This window comes from Metabacillus sp. KJ11-3, assembly GCF_055808295.1.
Genome location: NZ_CM147865.1, coordinates 155,003 through 176,344 on the forward strand (window position 1 = coordinate 155,003; position 21,342 = coordinate 176,344).

Here is a 21,342-nt window from a genome sequence, read left to right on the forward strand (position 1 = left end):
CAAAATGAAAGTAAATGTTCAAACAGCTACTCAATCTCAAGGTCTACACATAGGGAATATTATACATGGACTGTGGAATCGTTTAGGAATGATTATGATTTTATTACTATTATGTATCGTGCTTTCTTTCACAGCTCCAAACTTTTTAGATACTGCAAATCTATTAAATGTATTAAAACAAGTATCTATTATCGCAATTTTAGCTGCTGGGATGACAATTGTTATTTTAACAGGCGGTATTGACTTATCGGTAGGATCGACAGTGGCCTTATCTGGAGTTATTTCAGTTATGGTTTCCTCTGCAGGTGTGAATTCTTACATTGCCATGTTATCGGGAGCAGCAGTAGGTTATGCAGTAGGATTAATTAATGGATTTTTTACAGCTAAGACAAAACTGCCAGCTTTCATTGTAACACTTGGAAGTTTCACATATGTACGCGGTCTAGCTTATGTCATTAGTGGTGGATACCCAATTGTTTTGGAAAATGAGACGTTTAAGTTTATTGGAGGAGGCTCCATTATAGGTATCCCAACTCCAATCTATATTATGCTTTTAGTTTATATTGTGATGTTTTTTATACTGAAGTATACAATGTTTGGTCGTCATATTTATGCAATTGGTGGCAATGAAGAGGCAGCTCGATTAACAGGTATAAAAGTAGAAAAATCATTAATTAATGTTTATTCAATTAGCGGATTGTTAGCAGGCTTAGGTGGGGTTGTTTTAGCTGGAAGATTATATTCTGGTCAGCCAACTGCTGGACAAATGTATGAGCTTGATGCAATTGCAGCTGTTATTCTCGGAGGGACAAGTTTAGTAGGTGGAAGAGGTAAAATTCAAGGAACTATTATTGGGGTTTTAATTATGGGGGTGATTAGTAACGGACTTACACTAATGGATGTTAATTATTATTGGCAATTGGTTGTAAAAGGGGGAGTAATTATTGCAGCTGTATTACTAGATCGCTTACGTGGAGATAGTGCTGCTTAATACGCATCCAGGAACCATTTGCTAGTTCATTGAAGCTTGTAAATCAAGCTATTCAAGCGCGATAGTATAATAGCCAGTTCAAAAAGGAAAAGAATCCATTTTTTATTATAGTGGATTCTTTTTATGTATCGTAAATCTTATTTTTTGAACTTCAATCCAAGCGCCTTTCTAGAACAAGGATGTGTGATTCTTTCTATTTAAGGCAGATTGTTTAAGATCACCGTTCAAAGGTAAAGGAAAAACAATGGTTGTGAAAATAACCGTGAAATGGAAAATGTAAACTTTTGTTTAGTTCAGACTGTTGACAAACGCTCGCTTTCTTCGTTACTCACCATGCTGCGGTGCTCATTACCAACACCGGTAACTCCGCTCCTCACAAGGCTTCGTGCTTTGATACGCAAGCGTTAGCAATCAGTCTGAAAGGCTAGCAAATTTTACTTTGTCTACAAACTGAATGTAAACTTTTGTTTACTTTACTGTTACTTTTTATGGGGAATATGTAGGAATTTAAAATAGTTTGACTGTATCATCTTTTCTTGATATTTATAAAGTTTCTTTTAATTTGCTTTTAACTATTACATTAGGTCCGAATAAATCTACCTGAAGCGGAATTTACGTCTTTACATATCTTAACACTACCTTCAAATACTTTTTTTATACTTTCCCTGTAACTCAATTAGAGGAGGGAAACCAATGACAAATGAAGAAAATTTTGATGAGTTAGTAAAAAGGTGGAGTGAAACAGCGTTAGAGAAGAATATTGACCGCAGGAATTTTATCTCGGGTGCCAGCAAGCTTGCCGGTTTATCACTTGGCCTTGCTCTTACCCAATCCGTAACAGGTCTTGAGGTTATTAATGCTGCTCCGAAATTCAATGATTACCCTTTTTCTCTTGGAGTAGCTTCGGGTGATCCGTTATCTGACAGTGTCGTTTTATGGACAAGGCTTGCTCCAGATCCGCTGAACGGTGGCGGCATGCCAAACGAAGCTGTAAAAGTGAAATGGGAAGTGGCTAAGGATGAAAATTTCCGCAAAATGGTCCAGAAAGGCAAAGTGGCGGCAGTTCCTGAACTCGGGCATAGTGTTCATGTAGAAGTGGATGGTTTGAAACCAAATCAAGTCTATTACTATCGATTCATTTGCGGAGGAGAGGTAAGCCAGACTGGAAGAACAAAAACATTGCCGGCAGAGGGTTCAAATGTAAAGAACCTCACATTTGCTTTCGCATCCTGCCAGCAATTTGAACATGGTTATTTTACGGCATACAAGCATATGGCAAAGGAAGATCTTGATATTGTCTTTCATCTGGGCGATTACATATATGAGTACGGACCAAATGAATATATTTCAGCGACCGGCAATGTCCGGGTTCACAGTGGACCAGAGATTATGACTATTGACGACTATCGAAACAGATATGCCCAATACCGCTCCGATGTCCATCTGAGGGCTGCACATGCTGCTTTTCCTTGGGTAGTAACCTGGGATGATCATGAGGTAGAAAATAACTATGCCAATTTGATCCCGGAAAAAGGACAATCTGTTGAAGCATTTGTAAAACGCAGAGCTGCAGCTTATCAAGCTTATTATGAACATATGCCGCTTCGCAAATCTTCTCTTCCTGAAGGGGCAGATATGAGGCTTTACCGAAGCTTCTCATATGGAAATCTTGCTAATTTCTTTGTTTTAGATTCCCGCCAATATCGCGATGACCAAGCAAACGGAGATACAAGTTCTCCGCAGACTGAGGAATCATTGGATCCAAGCAGGACTCTTCTTGGTGCAGAACAGGAAAAGTGGCTTGCTGATGGTTTGTCACATTCAAATTCCAAATGGAATGTTCTACCGCAGCAGATCTTTTTCGCTGAAAGAAACTACGGGACACCAACTGAACCGCGTTATAGTATGGATTCGTGGGACGGATATCCGGCAGCGCGCGAAAGGTTAATGGAAGTCGTAAAGTCCAATGACATAACAAACCTGGTTGTCCTGACAGGAGATGTTCATGCAAGTTGGGCGTCAAACTTAAAAGAGGATTATTCAGACCCTAATTCCAAAACAGTGGGTGTCGAATTTGTCGGGACTTCCATATCATCTGGAGGCAATGGCGCTGATAAGAGAGCTGATACTGATAAAATCTTAGCTCAGAATCCTCACATTAAATTTTTTAATGATTACCGAGGCTATGTGAGATGTACAGTAACACCTGAGCAATGGAGAGCAGATTACCGTGTTGTTCCATTTGTAACCGATCCCGGAGCAGACATATCTACAAGAGCCTCATTTGTTTATGATAATGATCAATCAGGTCTTAAGAAGGTTTCTTCTGCATTAGTGTCTGAAGGGGTCCAAAAGACAAATGAAGTGGAAGAAGACAGAACCCGTGCACATAACCGTGCACATGAAAAACAGAAGCAAAAGAAGAAACAAATTGATAGACAAAAAGTCACTAATTAATTCTCAAATGAAAGGAGTTGTATAAATGCTTTCAAATATAGGCATTCCCGGGTTAATCCTTGTCCTTGTATTAGCATTAATTATTTTCGGACCCGCAAAACTGCCGGAATTAGGTCGTGCTGTTGGTTCTACATTAAAAGAATTTAAAAAATCCACGAGGGACTTGGTTTCAGATGAGGAACCAAGCAAAGAAGAGACAGTTCAGGCTAAGAAAAAAGCACTTTAGTGTTTAACATAAAAGGAAGATGTAGGCAATGCGCTTACATCTTCCTTTTAGTTTTGGGCAAGATTGTTAAGGGCAGGCTTTTTATCACTATTTCGGAATAATATAAGCATAGAATACGATTAGGAAAGATATACAATACTAAAACTATGAAACGTATTATGGCACTGTTCCTATTTGTTGCTGTATTTGCAAGTCAACAATATGTATATGCGAATGAAATGATTAAAGTTAAGTTAAAAAATTACATAGGAGATAAAGAGAAGCTTACTATACAGGTAAAAGGTAGATATACATTTATGGATGGAATTGAAGATATAAAAGAAGGTGCTGTCCATATTTTATTCATCAAAAAAGGTTTCATTGTATTAACCAATCAAAACGAAAAACTGGCATTAACAAAATCTTTTGTCTTAATACCAGATCAATATGATGAGGAACATGTGATAACGGTTAATGATAAAAAATATCTTGGGGCAATGGAATTTACTATAGAAGACGGTCAATACATTAGGCCGATTAACCAAATCCCTCTGGAAGATTATTTAAAAGGTGTTGTTCCGTTTGAGGTGTATCCATCTTGGAAACTGGAAACGTTAAAAGCTCAGGCACTTGCTGCCAGGACCTACACATTGACACATATGGACATGGAAATGGATGACACTATTCAATTTCAAGTCTATGGAGGGTATGAATGGCACGAACAAGCTTCAAAAGCTGTTGAAGAAACAAAAGATGAAATTATTACATTTAAAAATATGCCTATCAATGCTTATTATTCAGCTAGTAATGGTGGAGTAACTGAAAACAATGAAAATGTATGGGGAGAAACAGCAAAACCTTATTTTCCCACAAAGGTTGACCAGTTCGATCCTATTCAACCATGGACACTCCGTTTACACAAAGAGCAGCTGTTATTAAAGGAGATAGATGCTACCAGAATGAACTGCTGGGTCAAGCTAGAAGAAAAGGACCCTTCAATAACAGAACCTATGAAAAAAGGCTAAACAAACAAGGGTTTGATGGAGATATAAAAATCTTATCTATTTCGAATCTAGATATAGCTCCAGATCATTATAAATCAAATCGTGCTAAAAAAGGTTCTATTAAAATAGAATTTTTAAGACGTTTAATAGAAGGGACAATAGTATATGAAGTGGTCGAGCTCAACGATATAGCAATAAATCAAATAAGACCTCTAATAGGAGGATCCACCTTTAGAAGCTACCTCATTGATTCATTTGAAGAACACGATCATTTTTATCTCATAAAGGGGAGAGGTTTTGGTCACGGTGTAGGAATGAGTCAATGGGGAGCAAGTATAATGGGTGATAAAGGTTACACATATAGAGAAATCATCCATTATTATTATCCGGGAACTACGATTAGAAAGATAGCTGACATACAAGAGAAATAAGAAATAAATGAAAGTTAGCCTGTACGCTTATATAAAGCTAAGTTTAGCTTTTTCTATCCTATATTGAGAAAATTTTTCCATTATAAAAAAAGCCGAAAACATTTCAATTATCTTTAAAATGAACGATATATATAATGAGAAAACTTATGGGGGAACTTAATTTGGAGAGGAAATTTAAGGTCAACTGGCACAGTATATCAATTAAGATGATGATATTACTTACTATTATCATTGTTTTATCAGTATCAACGATTGGATTAACTAGTTATTACATTGCGAAAAATCAACTAACTAAAGCTGGGAAGCAAGAGCTTTATCACATTGTGAAAAGTTCTCTAGCTACACTAGAATCAATAAATCACCAAGTGGAAAGTGGTCACTTAACGATAGAAGAAGGTAAAGAGGAAGCCAGGTTGCTATTAAGTGGACCAAAACTGAAGAATGGGGAACATGATTATAAAAAATCTCATTTTTTATATAAAGGCGAAGGCTATATCCTCGGCTATGATGCCAACTTTTCTTCACAAGTTCACCCTAGTAATCCAGTAGGGGATATTCCTAAGGACACAACAAACCGTGAAAAAATGGTTAAAGGTTCATTAGCTTCTAATATCGAAGACCGGTATGCATATTTTGATGATTTGAACGATGAGACCGGTGAAATGAGGAAAAAAATATCTTATATGGAGCATTTCGAGCCATGGGATTGGTACGTGGGTCTAACGGTATATGAAGATGAATTTTATGAAGGGCTAGAAGTTGTAAAATATATCATTTTATTTGGTACTTTAGTTATTATCATAATAAGTATATCAGTATTTTACATGGCGATAAGGAAGAAAATATCTTTATTGAAAGAAGTTGCACTCTCATCGATAAATATTGCAGATGGAAAGATTCAGGCAACAAATCTTTTAGAATCAAGAGATGAAATTGGTCAACTTGCAGGTGCTTATAATAAAATGTCGAATCAGCTTCTTGAATTAGTACAAAGTGTTAAAAGTACTAGTTCGCACCTGCTTGATTCAGCAACAGAGCTTTCTGCCGTATCTGAACAAACTTTAGCTAGCAGTGAAGAAATTGGAACAGCTATCTCGGAAATTTCTTTAGGAACACAAGAGCAAGCGAGTGATCTGGAAAACATTAATCATAGTGTAGAAACATTGACTCAATCCATTGATTCAATAAATCAACAAAGTGATATTATAAATGATGTTACAGGGAAATCTGAAACATTATCGAACGAGGGAAGTATGATCGTTTTATCATTGAGACAATCGAATGCTGCTTCTTTAGAAGCGTCAGAGAAAATAAATACAGGCGTAAAAAGTCTATATGATAAGACTCAGGAAATCCACCATATTATGCAAACAATTGAAAATATTGCGGCTGAAACAAATTTACTCGCATTAAATGCTAGCATTGAAGCAGCTCGAGCTGGGGAGCATGGAAAAGGCTTTTCTGTTGTCGCAAATGAAATACGAAAGCTTGCTGAACAGTCTAAGCAAGCAACATATCAAGTTCGAGGTGTAGTGGAAACTATTGCTGCTAAAACAAGAAATACCGTAGAAATTGTAGAACAAACCATGATGACATCAACTAAATTAAATGATGATGTTTTAGAAACCCAAGATAAATTTGAACAACTATCAAAATCAATTATTGAAACTGTCTCAGCACTAGGTATCTTAAATGATGAAATTGTGAATATCACCAATCAGACTTCGCTGATAGGAGAAGGAATTCAAAGTTCATCGGGTGTTTCTGAACAAACTGCTGCATCTGTTGAGGAAATTAGTTCTTCAATTGACGAACAAAACCATGCGATAGGACAAGTAGCAAAATCAGCTGAGCAATTAAATGTAATGAATAAAGAACTTGATGACATGTTAAGGAAATATCGAATATAAAGTAATAGAAAACGTAAAAATCGTAAAAGGAATTTATAAAGAAAGGCAAGCTGAATGACAGTTTGCCTTTTTCTGATCACCCAAAATGTATGTTATATCAAATGCTAAGAACAGTAGTGTCATGATGAGAAAAACCACCAAACGCTTTCATTGGATTGGGCTTAAAGTGTAGATATAGTTACTCTCTTGCGGTAATCCATTGGAGACAAGCCCGTTTCCTTTCTAATCGCACACTGCTTTATCCATATGAAAGCAAAAAAACCGGTGAAGACCGGTTTTATCTACCAAGTTCACCTGGTATTTTGCTAGTTTTATTTTCTGATGAAGAGCTGTTAAAACGAGTACTATTGTTTGAAGTAGAACTGCTATTCATGTTGTCGTTTGATTGGTTATTGTTTTCATCGATAACTTCTTCACCAGCTTCCTTTACCTTTCCGCCGATGTCTTTAAGATCGGAAGTAGCTTCTTTGGCAGAAGAAAGAATTTCTGTTGATCCCTCTTTGACTTGGTTGACTTGGTCGACAATATCGTCATTTACCTTTTCATATAAGTTTTGAGCATCGTTGATGGCTTCCTTTAAAATAGATACAGCTGATTTCATTCGATCTTGCAAGTCGTTTTTAACGGCGGATGGATCATTTTTCACTTGTCCAACCATTTCCATTGTAGAGTCTTTCATACTCTTCGTATTGGAAGCGACTTTCTGCCTGGTGTTTGAGTCAAGCATGGCTAGTGCTCCGCCAATTACTGCTCCCAAAACCATTCCTTTTACTAGCTTTCCGTTCTTTTCTTCTTCACTTGATGTAACATTCGAATAAGAAACTGCTTGTGTCATAAAAACCATCTCCCTATACTAATTTGAATTTGATATATGGTATTAGTTTTTTCTTTCCCGTTTTTTTTCTATTTAAACGTTTAGTGCCATTAAGATGTGTGTTCACCTTTAACAAAGATAACGCTTTTCGTTTCTAGATAGATTGATAAAAAAGAATTCCTGAAGGATATTGTGCTTGAAGAGAGAATGGTTATTTAGAAAAATAAAGGAGAGAAACTATGGAAGCTGTTGGAGCTATTTCAACTATTTTCTTTTTCATTCTTGTTGTTTATTTGATCTCAAGAATTGCTCACTTTTTTAATGATACGAAAAATAGGTTAAATATGATAGAAAAGAAGTTAGATGAAATAAAAGAGGACCTTTCTAAAAAGAATTGACCAATTGTATGCTCTTGAAAAATTAGGGTGAAGATCTAGTAGTTGCTCGCGTGAAAAAAGGGTAAATTCCATAGCAGAACCTACCCAAGTTTCTTTGTCATGTAAACGCTATTCGGGTCTTCCTTGTAGTCTGAAAAGGGTTCACAATATTCAAAGCCGAAATCTGAATATAGTTTTCTTGCCGGTTCAAATGCAGCCATTGACCCTGTCTCTAAACTCAGTTGTGTATAACCTCGATTTTTGGCTTCGTCAAGGATATGCTGGAGCATTCGTCGGGCAACTCCCTTTCTCAGATATGAGGATGAAGTTCTCATTGATTTAATCTCACCATGAGAGCTGTCAAGTTCTTTTAGAGCCCCCATTCCCGCTAATTCTGTACCTTCCCATGCGGTCCAAAATGTAATATTTGGTTGTCGTAGCTTTTCTATGTTTAAAGCATGGATGCTTTCAGGTGGAGAATTCAACGTCATACCATGAAGATGCTCCTTAATTAATTCGGCTACTTTAACTCCAGTTAAATCATCTTTTTTAATCTCCATAAAAAAACCTCCAATATGACTATAAATAGTAACCTATTAATTTTCAATAATGATGTGAGAAAATATGACGATAGAAAATGAAAACGTTCATCATGTTCACTCACTTGGACCAATTTATTTGTAAAGTTCTACTGCCCCCTCCAAAAAGTTTACATATTTTGCAATAAAACCTTTTGGATCTAAAATCTTAACTTTATTACCAAAGCCTGCTATAAATTGATAGGCATATTGATTCTCGGGCAATTCAATTGTTGCAAGGTAACTTCTTGCAGCTTCTTTTTTAACGGCATTTTTTCCGTATCTTTCGATAAATTGATCTCTTACAGCAATATCTATCGATAGCTGTACATTAACCAATTTTTTTTGTTCATTGTGTTGTTTTTCATGTTTAAAATCGTGACCAGTCCTTGGAACAAAAAAACCGTCTTTTTGGATATTTAATATCCTCGTCACCTTAAATGTTCGATAGTCTTTCCGTTCTAAACTATAACCAAAAAGGTACCAATGCATTTCCCTAAAATGCATCTTATAGGGTTCTACAAGTCTGTACGTTTTGTTTCCTCTTTGATCCACATATTCAAATTTTAATAACCAATTGTTCTCAATTGCTTGCTTGATAAATAGTAGTTCTTCGTTGATTTGGCTTCTTCCCAGCCAATCATAAAAGCTTAAATCAAGTGTTGGTGAAATAGCTGCACTGGTCATTCCTTTGATTTTTTGAATAGTCGTTTGAATCTCTTGATTGGTAATCAGTCCCTCAAAGCCATCTAAAGCTACGAGAATATTTTCAATATCCTTGTGATTCAGTAATCGTTTATCGAATTTATACTCTTCCATTAGCGCATATCCCCCTTCAACACCATACTTCGCATAGATAGGGATGTTTGCATAACTTAATGTTTCCATATCACGTTGAATCGTTCGTTTCGTTACATGAAAAAGTCGGCTAAATTCTGATGCAGAAACAACTTCTTTTTGTAACAAAATCATCACTATCGAGATAAGTCGCTCAATTTTTTTCATATTTCCCTCCAATATACGACATACATATGTCGCCTATGTCCTATTATACTTCAAATAAGAAAAGGAGGAATGAAATATGAAAGCAATCACTTATTTACAATTTGATGGAAGAGCAGAAGAAGCGTTGTCCTTTTATGAAAAGGCATTACCGGCAACTAGCGTAAAAATGGTGAGATTTGGTGCCTTTGAACAAAATCCAAATCCCCCATTATCGGAAGAAGAACAAAACATGATTATGGAATCTTGTATTGAGTTTTCAGGGAATATTTTAATGATCTCTGATGTTCCCCCTTTTATGCAGGCTGCAACAGGCGAAGTCAAAAAAGGGAATACTGTCTTAATCAGTATTATTGATGCTGATTCAGAAATGAATAAGCAAATTTTCGAAGGGCTCTCAGAAGGTGGGACTGTGATCATGCCGTTATCTTCTACGCCATGGTCAGCAAGTTTTGGAATGTTAGTCGATAAATTCGGGATCATGTGGAAGTTTAATAGTGAGGCAAGTAAATTTCTAGATGGTTTTGTAGATTCTTATTAGGGGGTCTCTCCACATACCCATCAAGCTAATGAAAAACTAATACCCCTAAAACAAAATTCTTTCGAAAGATTGTTGGACTAGGGACCCGACGGAAAAACGCTGATGACATATAATGAGGATATACAAAATTTTATGCAGGCTGCTGGAACTGTCAGTTCTGTCAAATGCTGTGACGGGGTTGTATTAAAACGTGCATACGCAATAAAAGCGGCAAGGGGAGAAAACCTTTGCCGTTTCTTTCTTTTTAGGTGAAATGAACCTCCGATAATATGTAAATTAGACAAAAAGGTTCGGAGAAGTTTTGGGTCTTTTTTGTTCTTTCTTCTTATAGATGTCATTTAATCCTTGACTTAGAGTTTAGTCTAAGTTGTAGCATGTAAAGAAAGGAGGAAATGGAAATGTATAGTATATCAGAAGTAGCTATAAAAACAGGGTCCACGGCTCATACTTTGCGCTATTATGAAAAGATTGGTCTATTGTCTTCGCCATTAAGAAAGGGTGGGAAAAGAAGGTATACAGAAGGTGAAATTAGATTACTTAAATTCATGAAAATGTTAAAGCAAACAGGGATGTCTTTAGAAGATATTCAAGAATTTTTAAAGGATGGATGTCTCCTAGAAAATGTTGATTCTACTGACATTCAACTCAAAAAGATTCAAACCAGAGCAGATATTTTAAAGAAACATTTACTCCTTTTAGAAGAGCAAAAACAAGAGATTGAAACGGTTATGAAGGTGACGAAGGAGAAATTAGAGACATATGAAACGATGATTGGAGGCTTAGCAGGTGAAGAGTAAAATATATCTTATGTTAATAGGCTTTGCGGTATTTACAGGGGCTACTTTCAACTTGGCTAAGTATTCTGTTCACTATTTCTCAGCTGCAAGTGCTGCAGCATGGCGATTTGGTATCGCTGCATTGGTTATGGTACTTATCTTAGGAGTTCAAAAACAAATAAAGCTAAGAATCATTAAGACTCATTGGAAAATGTATATCTTACTTGGTATGATAGGTATATTTGGGTTCAATACTTTTTTCTTTTTAGGGATGAAGTATACTTCTCCTTTAAATGGGGCACTGATTATGGGAACTAACCCTTTAGTAACTGCAATTTTTGCCTATTTTATTTTAAAGAATCCAATTACCAAACAGCAAATGCTTGGTATAGCTTTTGCCTTAGTAGGCGTTATACTTGTGCTTACTCAAGGTTCATTGGAAATTATTCGAACTTTATCTATATCTAAAGGTGATTTACTTATCTTAGCAGGGAATATATGTTGGGCTTTATACGGTGTATTAGGAAGAAAATATTTAAATGGTAGTTCTTCAATGGAGACAACTACTTATACGATGGTAATTGGTTCTCTTTGCCTTATGATACTAACGACCTTTTTACCAAGCTCTCAGCCTTTATCTTACGTTACATTCTCAGCTTGGGGTGCTATTCTGTTCATGGCTCTATTTACGAGTGTATTAGGCTACCTTTGGTGGAATAAAGGAATGGCTACTATTGGTGCAAGTAATACGTCTTTATTTTTCAATTTAGTTCCAGTAGTAACAATGATTCTTTCCATCCTAGCTGGTTCTCCTATTTCACAACCTCAAGTAGTAGGTACATGTTTAGTTATTTCAGGTGTTCTAACAGCTTCTGGCTTCTTACGCTTGAAAAGAAAACAAAAAGTTTCAGCTTCATTATAAGAGCGAATTAAATAAAGACAATATAGAAAATATATAGTCTTTATTACTGCCAATGTTGGTCTTTCACCAAGATGAGTTAAAGAAGAAGAAAGGCATTGTCATGAAAGAACGGATTAAACGCTTGAGTGCGATGAATGTATATATAACCAATGCGCCATCTGATGATGTTCCAACGGAACAGCCGGACTAAAACAAAATAGACATATTAAGCTCTGGGATTCCTTTATGATGGGGAATTTCAGGGCTTGTTTTATTTCTATGATTGTATGAAATATTCACTTAGAAATAGTGATTAATTGGCAAAGTGTATTTTTTACAATAGGAAGGACTACTAAACGCTATCGTGTAAAATATCTATTAACACAACTGAAAATGAGTTATTAAGACGCCTGATTCTTTGATAGTACTCGGGTTAAGGCGTTTTTTATTAGATCAGGAGTATTCTGAACTCATTGAATGAGCAACAATACGTGGGTTTTTGGTCAAATAGATAACTTTCAAGTAAACTTAATCAATACGAATAGGTGGCTAAACGTTTTGTTGTAATTCTTTATTTTGAAAATGAACGATTTTTCCCAGTTAGTCGTATTACATATAGAACATTATTGTATGGAGTAGATCTCATGGATGAAAAGGATTTAATTCGAAAGGCGAAAAAAGGAGATACATTGGCTCTTTCGAAATTGCTACAACAGAATTATTCGTTCCTCGTAAAGTATTTAATGAAAGTTACCCTTCATCCAGAAATTGCAGAAGATTTAACCCAAGAGACGATGATGAAGTGTATTGAAAAAATCCAACTGTATAATGGTGAATCCAAGTTTTCCTCATGGCTCATCACAATCGCAACGAATCTTTTTATCGATCAACAGCGTAGAAAGAAGCGGGAGAAAAACTGGCTAGAGCAGGAACAAGCGATCCGAAAAATGAAATGGAATGCAGCAAATATGAACGAAGAATGGACGGATGTACTTGATGTACTTGCTCAAATTAATGAAGAAATACGTATGCCAATCGTGTTAAAGCATTATTACGGATATTCATATGAAGAAATTGGGGAAATGATGGGTATTGCGGAAGGAACAGTAAAATCTCGAGTTTCAAATGGCCTAAAACGTGTACGAAAGGAGTTGGCTAAACTTGAAGGAGTATGATTCTAAAAATAGTCATTCTATGTTGGATGATGAAGATGAATTAACGGTTAAGCAAGTAATAGATGGTTTAGAAAAACTGGATCAATGGAATTCAGTTTCCACTCCAAACTTACAATGGTTTCAACAGAATGTTGAATTAGAGAAAAAAGAATACGCAAAAAACAATGGAAAGACCTTCTCACGTTTATGTCTGTTGCAGTATTTGTGCTTGCGGTTGTGATTGCTGCCGTTTATCGTCAGCCAATTCTATTTCTTTATTTTCAGCTTGTGGGGATTATCTTATTGCCCTTAGTTCTTAAGAAAACTAGAAAGAAGGTCAGTAATGAATGAACTCGAACGAACTAAGTAGTACACCGCTTTGGATATGGATTGTGATTGCAGTCATTCTGATTTGCCAGAGCTCATGGATGTTTTGGGATGCACGGAAGAGGGGACACAATGCTTGGCTTTGGGGCTTTTTAGGTCTAATTCAATTTCCAACGTATCTTATTATCTATCTTATTTTTGCAAGAAAAATATTTAAAAGAAAGGTCTCAGGATCAAACTCCTGAGATTTTTTTATTTTTTCGTGAGTGAACGATTAGACGAACGTAATCGTATTAAGGGTAAATAAACAATTTAGAGGAGAAAAAAATGAATGAACTGTTCAATGTAATCCCATGGGGAGCGATTGCGCCAATTCTTGTCTTACAATTAATTCTTATGATTACCGCATTAGTTTCTTGTATTAGAGAAGAAAAAACGAACGGACCAAAATGGTTATGGATCCTTATTATTCTCATTATCAACTTAATAGGACCAGTGCTTTATTTCGTTGTTGGAAGGAGAAATGATTAATGGAGTTATTAAAGGCAAGCAATTTAGTAAAAATATTTGGAAATACGAATGCTGTTAAAGGAATCAATTTTCACATTGAAGAAGGCAGGTGCGTTTCATTACTTGGTCCAAATGGAGCAGGAAAAACAACGACATTAAAAATGCTATCCGGATTGTTGGAACCGACATCAGGCAGTATTGATTTTAAAGGGGAAAAAGTAAAGGATTTAAGACAGTTTATAGGGTATTTACCTCAATATCCTGCTTTCTATAATTGGATGAGCGGAAAGGAGTTTCTTGTTTTCGCAGGACAATTAGCAAAGCTGAATCGTAAAGAAGCAGATAAAAGAAGTGAAGAATTACTTGAACGAGTGGGCCTAATGAATGCGAAAAAAAGAAAAATAGGGGGTTATTCTGGTGGAATGAAGCAGCGCCTTGGATTGGCACAGGCATTAATTCATCGTCCGAAATTACTTATTTTAGATGAGCCTGTTTCAGCACTCGACCCACTTGGGAGGCGGGAAGTGTTGGACATGATGAGAGAGATTAAAGAGGAAACAACAATTCTCTTCTCCACTCATGTGCTTCACGATGCGGAAGAAATAAGTGACGACATTCTTATCATGCAAGCCGGGGAAATAGCGATCTCAGGTAGCCTTGGAAGTGTAATGGAAGAGTATCGACAACCTATTTTACAAATTGAATTCGAATCACAGGCTGACGATTGGCTAAAGAGCATAGCAAGTTATAGCTTTGTATCTGAAGTAAACATTCAAGGTAATAAAACCATTATCGTATTAAAAGATATGGTAACTGGGAAGCAAACATTATTAAAAGATATCGTGGATAGAAAACTTCCGATTCGTAAGTTCGAGATTTCTCAAACAACATTAGAAGATTTATTTATGAAGGTGGTGAAGGGATGACACAATGGATAGTTCTTTATCGAAAAGAAATGACGGAAATGGCGCGAAATTATAAAATATTATGGATTCCAATTGTCTTTATTTTGCTAGGTGTCATGCAGCCGGTTAGTTCGTATTATATGCCGGAAATTTTGGACACTTTTGGCAGTCTTCCAGAAGGTACAATCCTTGAAATGCCTACTCCAACTGGGGCAGAAGTATTAATGACTGTTCTATCTAATTATGGGATGCTTGGTGTACTTATTCTTGTTTTAAGTGCAATGGGTGTTGTTTCCGCAGAAAGACAGAGTGGAGTAGCAGGTATGGTCATGATGAAACCAGTTCCTTATTCCTCGTATATATTATCGAAATGGGCCGGGCTACTTACAATTACACTCATTTCATTATTTATCGGATATATTGCTTCTTGGTATTATACGAGTTTACTCATTGAAACAGTCGCTTTTGAACGCATTTTTCAAAGTGTAGTGATCTACAGCATATGGTTAGTTTTTGTTGTTACATTGACGCTCTTTTTTAGTACAATAATGAAAGGAAATGGCAGTATCGCTTTTGTTACAATTTTTGTGGTCTTTACCATTTCGACGGTTACATCCATTCTGGGAAAGTATATGAAATGGAGTCCGGCTACAATGACTGAGCACACGGGAAAGGTCTTGTTGTCAGGAGAACTAGATTCTAGCTTCTTGCCAGCTTTCATTACAACTATTGCTATTATCATCGTCGTTCTCATCTCATCCATCCAAATCTTTAAGCAAAAAGAGCTATTGGAATAAAAAAGGTATCCTACAGTGTGTATTCTTATTTTTATAAAGTTGATGAAACACTTCACTTAAACTTTAGGGGGCAATAGTGAAAAAAGCAGTGGAGTATCCGCTGCTTTTTCCGTTATTAAAAAATATTTTCTATAAAATTCTTTTCTAATGCTTCCGCTTAACTGAAGTATCTTAGGATAGGAATCCCCTCAAGTCCCTATCGTGTGAGGATATGAGGGTATTTTACTACATACAATTCTTCTCTGTAATGATATGGAGTCAGAAATTCGTAAACAGAGAAAGCTATATTTTTCTATTTTCATTCCTGATATCTCTCTTTGTTTCATTTACATTGCAGGTTTAATGACCAATTCACTTACATCGATATGAACAGGCTGTTCAAGTGCATAGACGATCGCCCGGGCAATAGCCGTAGCTGGCAGAGCGTTATGTCGGTATTCCTTCATGAATTCTCTAGCCTGGTTGTCGGTAATGCTCTCAGCTAGTTCTGATTCCGTTACTCCTGGCGATACAAGGGTCACACGGATCCCTAGGCCTGCAGTCTCTTGCCGCAATCCGTCCGTTAATGCACGTACGGCATATTTGGTCGCGCAGTAGACAGCTGCCGTCGGAGTCACTTCGTAGGCGCCGATGGATGCGATGTTGATGAAATGTCCAAAACCTTGTTTTTTCATGACCGGAAGACCTGCGGCAATGCCATGGAGGACACCGCGTATGTTGACATCAATCATCCGATTCCATTCCTCAATTTTTAATGCTTCCAGCGAAGAGAGCGGCATCACCCCTGCATTGTTAATAATGGCGTCAACTCTTCCAAAACGACTTTGGGCTGCACCTATAATTGCCTGCATCTGTTCTAGCTCTGTCACGTCGAGCTGTTGAATGACTACAGAACCGCCATCCCCTTGAATGTCAGATGCCAATGACTCTAGTCTTTCCACACGTCTTGCCCCGATCACAACATGAGCACCCAGGCTTGCGAGCTGTCGGGCAGTTGTTTCACCAATTCCGCTGCTTGCCCCTGTAATCACAACCACTTTTCCGTTAAGTTCAGACATTATTCCTTGCTCCCTTCTTCCAGATATAGCACCATACCTGCATGGTAAAGAACCCCGTTGATAAAATCACCATTGGCAGTAAAGCCTGTATCATCGACATATTCGATATGATTGTCTTTGACGATATAGCTGCCTTGATATGCGCTTTCGCGGTTGCCGCGGGCTTCATCGTATCGACCGTTTGGAAGCAGCTCGTGCCGAATATAGCCGTCCGCGGTCACCCACATCCCCACATAGGGATGTGGATTTTTTATAAGTTCTTTTTTCATTTTATAATCTCCTCTCATAATAAAAGATGGATGGCACTCAAATCTTGGCAGGATTGAAATGAAAATAAAGTGATCCAAAGAACGTAACAGAAAGTTGATCAAATCCATACCATCTAATTGAAGTGTCTGACCATAAACTCATTATGAACTTTTGCGCCAAAGAGAGGGTAGTCGAAAAATATACAATTGTTGCCTAATACTCCAATAAATTATAGTATAGTGAGCAAGAGATCCATAAATGTAACTGGAAAGGTGGAGGGATGGTTCATGGAGCAAATTAAGGAATTAGCGGAGTTGATCGAGAGAAATGTAGCGGTGGATGGAACGTATGACACGTCTATATCAGGATTGCGATTTGTTCGTACCACCCAGATTTCTGAACCAGTATACTCTGTTTATGAACCTTCCCTATGTGTTGTGGCCCAGGGATCAAAATTGGTCATGCTTGGGGAAGAAAGCTATCAGTACGATTCTGCCAGTTATCTGACTGCTTCCGTTCATTTGCCGATTACGGGACAGATCATAAAGGCTTCGCCCGATAAGCCTTATTTATGCGTAAATTTGCAGCTTGATATGAACCAGATTTTTGAAGTCGTTCAGTCATCGAGTCAAGTAATTTCTAATGACTCCCCGGGACGTGGTCTGGTAATCAGCCTAGTAAATGACTCGCTCCTTGAAGCGGTATTACGGCTTATTAGGCTACTTGAGACTCCACAGGATATACCAATCCTTGCCGATGGTATCAAACGTGAAATCATTTACCGGATTCTACAGAATGACCGGAATGATTCCCTGAAGCATTTTGCACTTGTAGGAAGTCAGGCCCAACGGATTGCAAAGGTGATCGGGGTGTTAAACCGAGAATTTGCGCAGCCCTTAAAGGTAGACGAATTGGCGAAAGAAGCCAGAATGAGCTCTTCATCCTTCTACCATCATTTCAAGGAAGTCACGGGTATGAGCCCAATCCAGTTTCAGAAACAGCTTCGGTTGCAGGAAGCACGCCGATTGCTTTTAACGGAAAACCTGGAAGCGGCTGAGGCAGCGTTTCAGGTAGGTTATGAAAGTCCTTCTCATTTCAACCGGGAATATAGCCGTAAATTCGGCCTGTCCCCAATGAAAGACATCCGGCGTCTGCGGGAAATGTTGTCATAAAAGAAGATAGGTTATCGAGACTAGAATGGGTTATTCTATGTAAGTGGAATGGCATAGGATTAACGAATCCAATGAGCTTAATAGAAAACTATTTTAATTGTAAAAAGAAAAAAGGCTTGGATACCTATTTAGAGATCTGTGAAAAATGATATACCATATTCAATCTTTCGAAATTCTCCTCCTACTCGGGTTGAATTCGTTGTACTTTGTGGAAGAATTGAATGGAATCGTAACAGATTTCTAAGAAAAAGGAATAGTAGAAATAGACTTTGACAGTGCTTGTAAAAGATTACTGCTGGCAAATAGTCTTTTTAGAACGAACAATTCAATAAAAGATATAAACATAAGTGGAATTGAGCACTTAACTAGAAAAGACATACATAAAGCAAAAATGATGAAAGTATCATTCTAGATGTAACTCCATGAGAACTTAATGAAGAGCATCCATTAATCCATTATTTTATGTAAATGGAACTAACAAAAGGGAGGTATTGCTTATAATGCAGTCAATTGATATACAAATGTTACCTTGTTACGCTAGTACCAATAAAGTGGACATGGAGCATATTACGAACATAGTTAACCGTGTGTATGCGTCATCTGAGGAAGGTTTTTGGATGCACGGGGCAGTACGTACGACAGTGGCGGAAATGGCAGAGTTCACTAGCTGTAATGAGATTGCTGTAGCTCGATCAATGGGAGAAATTGTTGGATGTGTCCGTGTTCGACGGATTGACCAAGAAATAGGGGAATTCGGGATGTTAGCTGTTGATGACGAATACCAAGGGACTGGCATTGGACGAGAGTTAATCCGCTTTGCTGAGCAGAAGTGTCAAAAAGAACAACTTCGTAAGATGCAACTGGAATTGTTAGTACCTCAGAAAGGTTCTCACCCGGCCAAAGAAATCCTGGAAAACTGGTATACTCGTATCGGCTATCAGCCAGTTCATACGGAAACCATCGATGCTTCATTTCCGAAGTTGGCGGAAATGCTGGCTATCCCCAGCAAGTTTGTCGTTTTCCAAAAAGAATTAAGATAGAAGAAAAACTTAGATATAAGGGTCTCACCAACAATTTGACGGAATAGCCACGCAATGAAACGTAAACAAACGGGTGCGATGTTAAAGATCTATTTTCTGGGTTGTATCGAGTGAGTTTTTTCTGCAAGGGGTAGTTGTTATCGAATAACTATCTTTAGCAATATAAGTGCGAATGTTCTGTAAGTACAATCAAGAAATAAAAAAGTGTATTTAGTAACAAGAGGACTAAAAGGGAGGTAATAAATATGATGAAATTGATGTTTATTCTCGCAGCTATCAGTATTCCTACTTTCGCTTATTTCGGGAAAGGTGCTACTGGAATTTTCATTTCTCTATTATTCATGTTTCTTGCAGCCTTTTTTAGTAAGCCAAGATTTAATAAGAAAGACTAATGATACTTCAGCAAAACCAGTTAATAGTAATTAATTGAGTTCTGTAACGAAGTCTTTTCTGGAACAAGGAAAAGTGCTTATTTTAGTTTTGGGCCAGCCAGATTGTAGAGTAACTCTTTATTACGTAGTAGACTAAATACTTTGCAGTAAATAAAAGAACCGCCTTCTTCACATCGAAAGGCGGATTAGATATTGAGGCTTATTAGATGTTAATATCCTAACTCCTATGAACGACAAGACGACCTAATTCCTCTGAGTGTGCAACCTTTACACAGTCAATATAAACGGCTAAACCTTTTCCCATGTTGTACTGAAGGCCGAGCTTATCATAAATGATTGTGATTTCTTTACCATGAGAATACAAACGGTCTAAACAGAAATATTCCCATTCTTCAGGAACGAGTGGGTTCACCACAAAGCTACCATCTTCTTTTACACGGAACCCGATGAGTCCGGTAATGATTAGATCGTTAAATGTAGAATGGTTGTAATCCTTCCCACGCTCGCGGCCACCCTTGTTTTCTGGCCAACCCCATTCCTCTAATATCCGTCGGGAAAGCCATTCACCTGTAAAAGGGTCAATGTTTTCGTCCAACCAGGATACCGACTTGCCGTCAGCATTTATACGGTAATGAGATTGCGCGTAAGTGCTTAATATGTTCCAGTAATCTTCTTTATTAATCACTTGCTGTTCGTAATCGTTTAATACGTTAGCCATTGCCGTTAACGTCTGAGATGTGGCGAATGGCCAAGACGGTCCATTCCACAGACATTCGTGTTCATAGGAAAACATGAACCTGGAATGACGTTGTTCTGCAGTTGTGGGCCCGTATGGAGCATAGAAACCTTCAGTATCCAATAACTGTGTCCAGGCACGTTCGTAACCGGAGTCTGGAAGGTGGAAAGCCCAAGGGATATATCCAAGTTGCTCACGTACGTTATAAGCGGGGTCCATCTTTTGGAAATCCCAATGTTTGACTATGTCATTTGAGCTTTTCAGTGGGATGACCTTGAAGAACTGCGCTTGCTCGTCCCATAGATACTGTTGGACAAGCTGTTTTAACTGATTCGCCTTTTCCTTAAACCTTTTGTTTGACTCAACGTCCTCTGCAAGGCGTGCAATGTTGGAAATCGCCAATGCATCGGCGTACATATAGGCATTCAGAGTTGGCCTTAGACCAGAACCGCTAATGGATATCTCCATCGCATCACGGTCATCAATTGACCAGAATAAGCCACTTTCGTTCCGATTGCTTTTCTCCCATTTTGTGTAGTTGTTGATCATATCCGGCAGTAAATCAATTGCTAGCTGGAAGTCACCATCTACTTTGCAATAATTCCACACAGCATCTGCTATCCAACAGCTATAAGAGCGTAGACTTCCGTGTCCTTTAAACCAAAACAAGATATAATCCTTTAAAATGTCTTGACGGTTTCGCAACCAGCGTCCTTCATTTAAATGATGTCCTACAGCACAGTTGATTGTGTTATGCTTGCCCGCCCAAGACACGGAGGGATGAAATTCAGTAATCACGAATCCGTCAGGAGTTAGCTTAATATGTTTTCGATACACCCACCAGCGAAAATAATAAGTCTCTTCCAGGTATGAATCAGGACAATGGAAAAGAGGAATCTGATCACGAAGCCAGTCCCAGGCGGTGGCATTATCAACATGCTGGATAACAGTTTCTTCGTCGTGCTTGTTAAACGTTTCGAAATGTTTTTTAAAATTTTCTGGCGTTAACAACATA

25 protein-coding genes are annotated in these 21,342 nt (G+C 37.6%); 19 read left to right on the forward strand and 6 right to left on the reverse strand.

Going from position 1 to position 21,342, the window contains the following annotated elements:
- Window positions 1-4 precede the first annotated feature (4 nt).
- The 5 genes from AC0L8O_RS00850 (at window position 5) to AC0L8O_RS00870 (ending at window position 6,998) form a co-directional block, all read left to right on the forward strand.
- On the forward strand, window positions 5-991 hold the full coding sequence (locus AC0L8O_RS00850) for an ABC transporter permease (RefSeq protein ID WP_473446210.1): 987 nt from the start codon (window positions 5-7) through the stop codon (window positions 989-991).
- A 693-nt stretch (window positions 992-1,684) separates the two neighbouring features.
- Window positions 1,685-3,448, forward strand: coding sequence for an alkaline phosphatase D family protein (locus tag AC0L8O_RS00855; RefSeq protein WP_473446211.1), 1,764 nt, complete (start codon window positions 1,685-1,687; stop codon window positions 3,446-3,448).
- A 25-nt stretch (window positions 3,449-3,473) separates the two neighbouring features.
- Window positions 3,474-3,674 (forward strand): twin-arginine translocase TatA/TatE family subunit, encoded by a 201-nt coding sequence (locus tag AC0L8O_RS00860; protein ID WP_473446212.1) that lies wholly within the window; start codon window positions 3,474-3,476, stop codon window positions 3,672-3,674.
- Between the two features lie 158 nt (window positions 3,675-3,832).
- On the forward strand, window positions 3,833-4,678 hold the full coding sequence (locus AC0L8O_RS00865; RefSeq protein WP_473446213.1) for a SpoIID/LytB domain-containing protein: 846 nt from the start codon (window positions 3,833-3,835) through the stop codon (window positions 4,676-4,678).
- A gap of 571 nt (window positions 4,679-5,249) precedes the next feature.
- Entirely contained in the window at window positions 5,250-6,998 is a 1,749-nt protein-coding gene (locus AC0L8O_RS00870; protein ID WP_473446214.1) for a methyl-accepting chemotaxis protein, read from the forward strand.
- 277 nt (window positions 6,999-7,275) lie between these two features.
- Here the strand turns inward: AC0L8O_RS00870 and AC0L8O_RS00875 are convergent, their stop codons facing one another.
- Window positions 7,276-7,833: a YtxH domain-containing protein gene (locus AC0L8O_RS00875; RefSeq protein WP_473446215.1), complete on the reverse strand. Its 558-nt coding sequence runs from the start codon at window positions 7,831-7,833 to the stop codon at window positions 7,276-7,278.
- 218 nt (window positions 7,834-8,051) lie between these two features.
- On the opposite strand from AC0L8O_RS00875, the gene AC0L8O_RS00880 reads away from it, so the two are divergent.
- A complete protein-coding gene (locus tag AC0L8O_RS00880) occupies window positions 8,052-8,210 on the forward strand; it encodes a hypothetical protein (RefSeq protein ID WP_473446216.1) in 159 nt (52 codons plus the stop codon).
- An 80-nt stretch (window positions 8,211-8,290) separates the two neighbouring features.
- Here AC0L8O_RS00880 and AC0L8O_RS00885 read toward each other — a convergent pair whose 3' ends face one another.
- Together AC0L8O_RS00885 and AC0L8O_RS00890 are read right to left on the reverse strand one after the other, a co-directional pair.
- Entirely contained in the window at window positions 8,291-8,749 is a 459-nt protein-coding gene (locus AC0L8O_RS00885; RefSeq protein WP_473446217.1) for a GNAT family N-acetyltransferase, read from the reverse strand.
- A gap of 114 nt (window positions 8,750-8,863) precedes the next feature.
- On the reverse strand, window positions 8,864-9,772 hold the full coding sequence (locus AC0L8O_RS00890; RefSeq protein ID WP_473446219.1) for a helix-turn-helix transcriptional regulator: 909 nt from the start codon (window positions 9,770-9,772) through the stop codon (window positions 8,864-8,866).
- 76 nt (window positions 9,773-9,848) lie between these two features.
- On the opposite strand from AC0L8O_RS00890, the gene AC0L8O_RS00895 reads away from it, so the two are divergent.
- From AC0L8O_RS00895 to AC0L8O_RS00935, 9 genes are all read left to right on the forward strand, one after another.
- Entirely contained in the window at window positions 9,849-10,310 is a 462-nt protein-coding gene (locus AC0L8O_RS00895) for a VOC family protein (RefSeq protein WP_473446220.1), read from the forward strand.
- Between the two features lie 398 nt (window positions 10,311-10,708).
- The gene (locus AC0L8O_RS00900; RefSeq protein ID WP_473446221.1) at window positions 10,709-11,107 is read left to right on the forward strand and encodes a MerR family transcriptional regulator; all 399 of its coding nucleotides are present in this window, start codon (window positions 10,709-10,711) and stop codon (window positions 11,105-11,107) included.
- Window positions 11,108-11,117: 10 nt separating this feature from the next.
- The gene (locus tag AC0L8O_RS00905; protein WP_473448559.1) at window positions 11,118-12,008 is read left to right on the forward strand and encodes a DMT family transporter; all 891 of its coding nucleotides are present in this window, start codon (window positions 11,118-11,120) and stop codon (window positions 12,006-12,008) included.
- A 623-nt stretch (window positions 12,009-12,631) separates the two neighbouring features.
- A complete protein-coding gene (gene sigY / locus AC0L8O_RS00910) occupies window positions 12,632-13,162 on the forward strand; it encodes an RNA polymerase sigma factor SigY (RefSeq protein WP_473446222.1) in 531 nt (176 codons plus the stop codon).
- Entirely contained in the window at window positions 13,149-13,382 is a 234-nt protein-coding gene (locus AC0L8O_RS00915; RefSeq protein WP_473446223.1) for a hypothetical protein, read from the forward strand. Before sigY ends, AC0L8O_RS00915 begins: the two co-directional genes overlap by 14 nt.
- Window positions 13,349-13,492, forward strand: a complete 144-nt coding sequence (locus AC0L8O_RS00920) for a hypothetical protein (protein WP_473446224.1) — start codon at window positions 13,349-13,351, stop codon at window positions 13,490-13,492. Before AC0L8O_RS00915 ends, AC0L8O_RS00920 begins: the two co-directional genes overlap by 34 nt.
- A 303-nt stretch (window positions 13,493-13,795) precedes the next feature.
- Window positions 13,796-13,999 carry a PLDc N-terminal domain-containing protein gene (locus tag AC0L8O_RS00925; RefSeq protein ID WP_026560884.1) on the forward strand — a complete coding sequence of 68 codons (204 nt, stop codon included), beginning with the start codon at window positions 13,796-13,798 and terminating at the stop codon, window positions 13,997-13,999.
- The gene (locus tag AC0L8O_RS00930) at window positions 13,999-14,904 is read left to right on the forward strand and encodes an ABC transporter ATP-binding protein (RefSeq protein WP_026560885.1); all 906 of its coding nucleotides are present in this window, start codon (window positions 13,999-14,001) and stop codon (window positions 14,902-14,904) included. Before AC0L8O_RS00925 ends, AC0L8O_RS00930 begins: the two co-directional genes overlap by 1 nt.
- Window positions 14,901-15,680 (forward strand): ABC transporter permease, encoded by a 780-nt coding sequence (locus tag AC0L8O_RS00935; protein WP_473446226.1) that lies wholly within the window; start codon window positions 14,901-14,903, stop codon window positions 15,678-15,680. Before AC0L8O_RS00930 ends, AC0L8O_RS00935 begins: the two co-directional genes overlap by 4 nt.
- Window positions 15,681-16,006: 326 nt before the next feature.
- On the opposite strand, the gene AC0L8O_RS00940 is transcribed toward AC0L8O_RS00935, so the two are convergent.
- Entirely contained in the window at window positions 16,007-16,738 is a 732-nt protein-coding gene (locus AC0L8O_RS00940) for an SDR family oxidoreductase (protein ID WP_026560887.1), read from the reverse strand.
- On the reverse strand, window positions 16,738-17,007 hold the full coding sequence (locus tag AC0L8O_RS00945) for an Atu4866 domain-containing protein (RefSeq protein WP_026560888.1): 270 nt from the start codon (window positions 17,005-17,007) through the stop codon (window positions 16,738-16,740). The genes AC0L8O_RS00940 and AC0L8O_RS00945 overlap by 1 nt, the downstream gene beginning before the upstream one ends.
- A gap of 267 nt (window positions 17,008-17,274) precedes the next feature.
- Between AC0L8O_RS00945 and AC0L8O_RS00950 the strand changes: the two genes are divergently transcribed.
- From AC0L8O_RS00950 to AC0L8O_RS00965, 4 genes are all read left to right on the forward strand, one after another.
- Window positions 17,275-18,159 carry an AraC family transcriptional regulator gene (locus AC0L8O_RS00950; RefSeq protein WP_473446228.1) on the forward strand — a complete coding sequence of 295 codons (885 nt, stop codon included), beginning with the start codon at window positions 17,275-17,277 and terminating at the stop codon, window positions 18,157-18,159.
- Window positions 18,160-18,487: 328 nt separating this feature from the next.
- Window positions 18,488-18,571, forward strand: a complete 84-nt coding sequence (locus AC0L8O_RS00955) for a hypothetical protein (protein WP_232230156.1) — start codon at window positions 18,488-18,490, stop codon at window positions 18,569-18,571.
- A gap of 88 nt (window positions 18,572-18,659) precedes the next feature.
- Window positions 18,660-19,199 carry a GNAT family N-acetyltransferase gene (locus tag AC0L8O_RS00960; RefSeq protein ID WP_473446229.1) on the forward strand — a complete coding sequence of 180 codons (540 nt, stop codon included), beginning with the start codon at window positions 18,660-18,662 and terminating at the stop codon, window positions 19,197-19,199.
- Window positions 19,200-19,444: 245 nt separating this feature from the next.
- Window positions 19,445-19,591 carry a hypothetical protein gene (locus AC0L8O_RS00965; protein WP_198025737.1) on the forward strand — a complete coding sequence of 49 codons (147 nt, stop codon included), beginning with the start codon at window positions 19,445-19,447 and terminating at the stop codon, window positions 19,589-19,591.
- Window positions 19,592-19,808: 217 nt separating this feature from the next.
- Here the strand turns inward: AC0L8O_RS00965 and AC0L8O_RS00970 are convergent, their stop codons facing one another.
- Window positions 19,809-21,032 (reverse strand): MGH1-like glycoside hydrolase domain-containing protein, encoded by a 1,224-nt coding sequence (locus AC0L8O_RS00970; protein ID WP_473446230.1) that lies wholly within the window; start codon window positions 21,030-21,032, stop codon window positions 19,809-19,811.
- Between the last annotated feature and the right edge of the window lie 310 nt (window positions 21,033-21,342).

Excerpts from the sequence above, each read along its gene's own strand:
- AC0L8O_RS00850 (WP_473446210.1), top strand. The coding sequence starts at position 5 with ATGAAAGTAAATGTTCAAACAGCTACTCAATCTCAAGGTCTACACATA.
- AC0L8O_RS00855 (WP_473446211.1), top strand. The coding sequence starts at position 1,685 with ATGACAAATGAAGAAAATTTTGATGAGTTAGTAAAAAGGTGGAGTGAA.
- AC0L8O_RS00860 (WP_473446212.1), top strand. The coding sequence starts at position 3,474 with ATGCTTTCAAATATAGGCATTCCCGGGTTAATCCTTGTCCTTGTATTA.
- AC0L8O_RS00865 (WP_473446213.1), top strand. The coding sequence starts at position 3,833 with ATGGCACTGTTCCTATTTGTTGCTGTATTTGCAAGTCAACAATATGTA.
- AC0L8O_RS00875 (WP_473446215.1), bottom strand. The coding sequence starts at position 7,833 with ATGACACAAGCAGTTTCTTATTCGAATGTTACATCAAGTGAAGAAGAA.
- AC0L8O_RS00880 (WP_473446216.1), top strand. The coding sequence starts at position 8,052 with ATGGAAGCTGTTGGAGCTATTTCAACTATTTTCTTTTTCATTCTTGTT.
- AC0L8O_RS00885 (WP_473446217.1), bottom strand. The coding sequence starts at position 8,749 with ATGGAGATTAAAAAAGATGATTTAACTGGAGTTAAAGTAGCCGAATTA.
- AC0L8O_RS00890 (WP_473446219.1), bottom strand. The coding sequence starts at position 9,772 with ATGAAAAAAATTGAGCGACTTATCTCGATAGTGATGATTTTGTTACAA.
- AC0L8O_RS00895 (WP_473446220.1), top strand. The coding sequence starts at position 9,849 with ATGAAAGCAATCACTTATTTACAATTTGATGGAAGAGCAGAAGAAGCG.
- AC0L8O_RS00900 (WP_473446221.1), top strand. The coding sequence starts at position 10,709 with ATGTATAGTATATCAGAAGTAGCTATAAAAACAGGGTCCACGGCTCAT.
- AC0L8O_RS00905 (WP_473448559.1), top strand. The coding sequence starts at position 11,118 with ATGTTAATAGGCTTTGCGGTATTTACAGGGGCTACTTTCAACTTGGCT.
- sigY (WP_473446222.1), top strand. The coding sequence starts at position 12,632 with ATGGATGAAAAGGATTTAATTCGAAAGGCGAAAAAAGGAGATACATTG.
- AC0L8O_RS00920 (WP_473446224.1), top strand. The coding sequence starts at position 13,349 with ATGTCTGTTGCAGTATTTGTGCTTGCGGTTGTGATTGCTGCCGTTTAT.
- AC0L8O_RS00925 (WP_026560884.1), top strand. The coding sequence starts at position 13,796 with ATGAATGAACTGTTCAATGTAATCCCATGGGGAGCGATTGCGCCAATT.
- AC0L8O_RS00930 (WP_026560885.1), top strand. The coding sequence starts at position 13,999 with ATGGAGTTATTAAAGGCAAGCAATTTAGTAAAAATATTTGGAAATACG.
- AC0L8O_RS00935 (WP_473446226.1), top strand. The coding sequence starts at position 14,901 with ATGACACAATGGATAGTTCTTTATCGAAAAGAAATGACGGAAATGGCG.
- AC0L8O_RS00940 (WP_026560887.1), bottom strand. The coding sequence starts at position 16,738 with ATGTCTGAACTTAACGGAAAAGTGGTTGTGATTACAGGGGCAAGCAGC.
- AC0L8O_RS00945 (WP_026560888.1), bottom strand. The coding sequence starts at position 17,007 with ATGAAAAAAGAACTTATAAAAAATCCACATCCCTATGTGGGGATGTGG.
- AC0L8O_RS00950 (WP_473446228.1), top strand. The coding sequence starts at position 17,275 with ATGGAGCAAATTAAGGAATTAGCGGAGTTGATCGAGAGAAATGTAGCG.
- AC0L8O_RS00960 (WP_473446229.1), top strand. The coding sequence starts at position 18,660 with ATGCAGTCAATTGATATACAAATGTTACCTTGTTACGCTAGTACCAAT.
- AC0L8O_RS00965 (WP_198025737.1), top strand. The coding sequence starts at position 19,445 with ATGATGAAATTGATGTTTATTCTCGCAGCTATCAGTATTCCTACTTTC.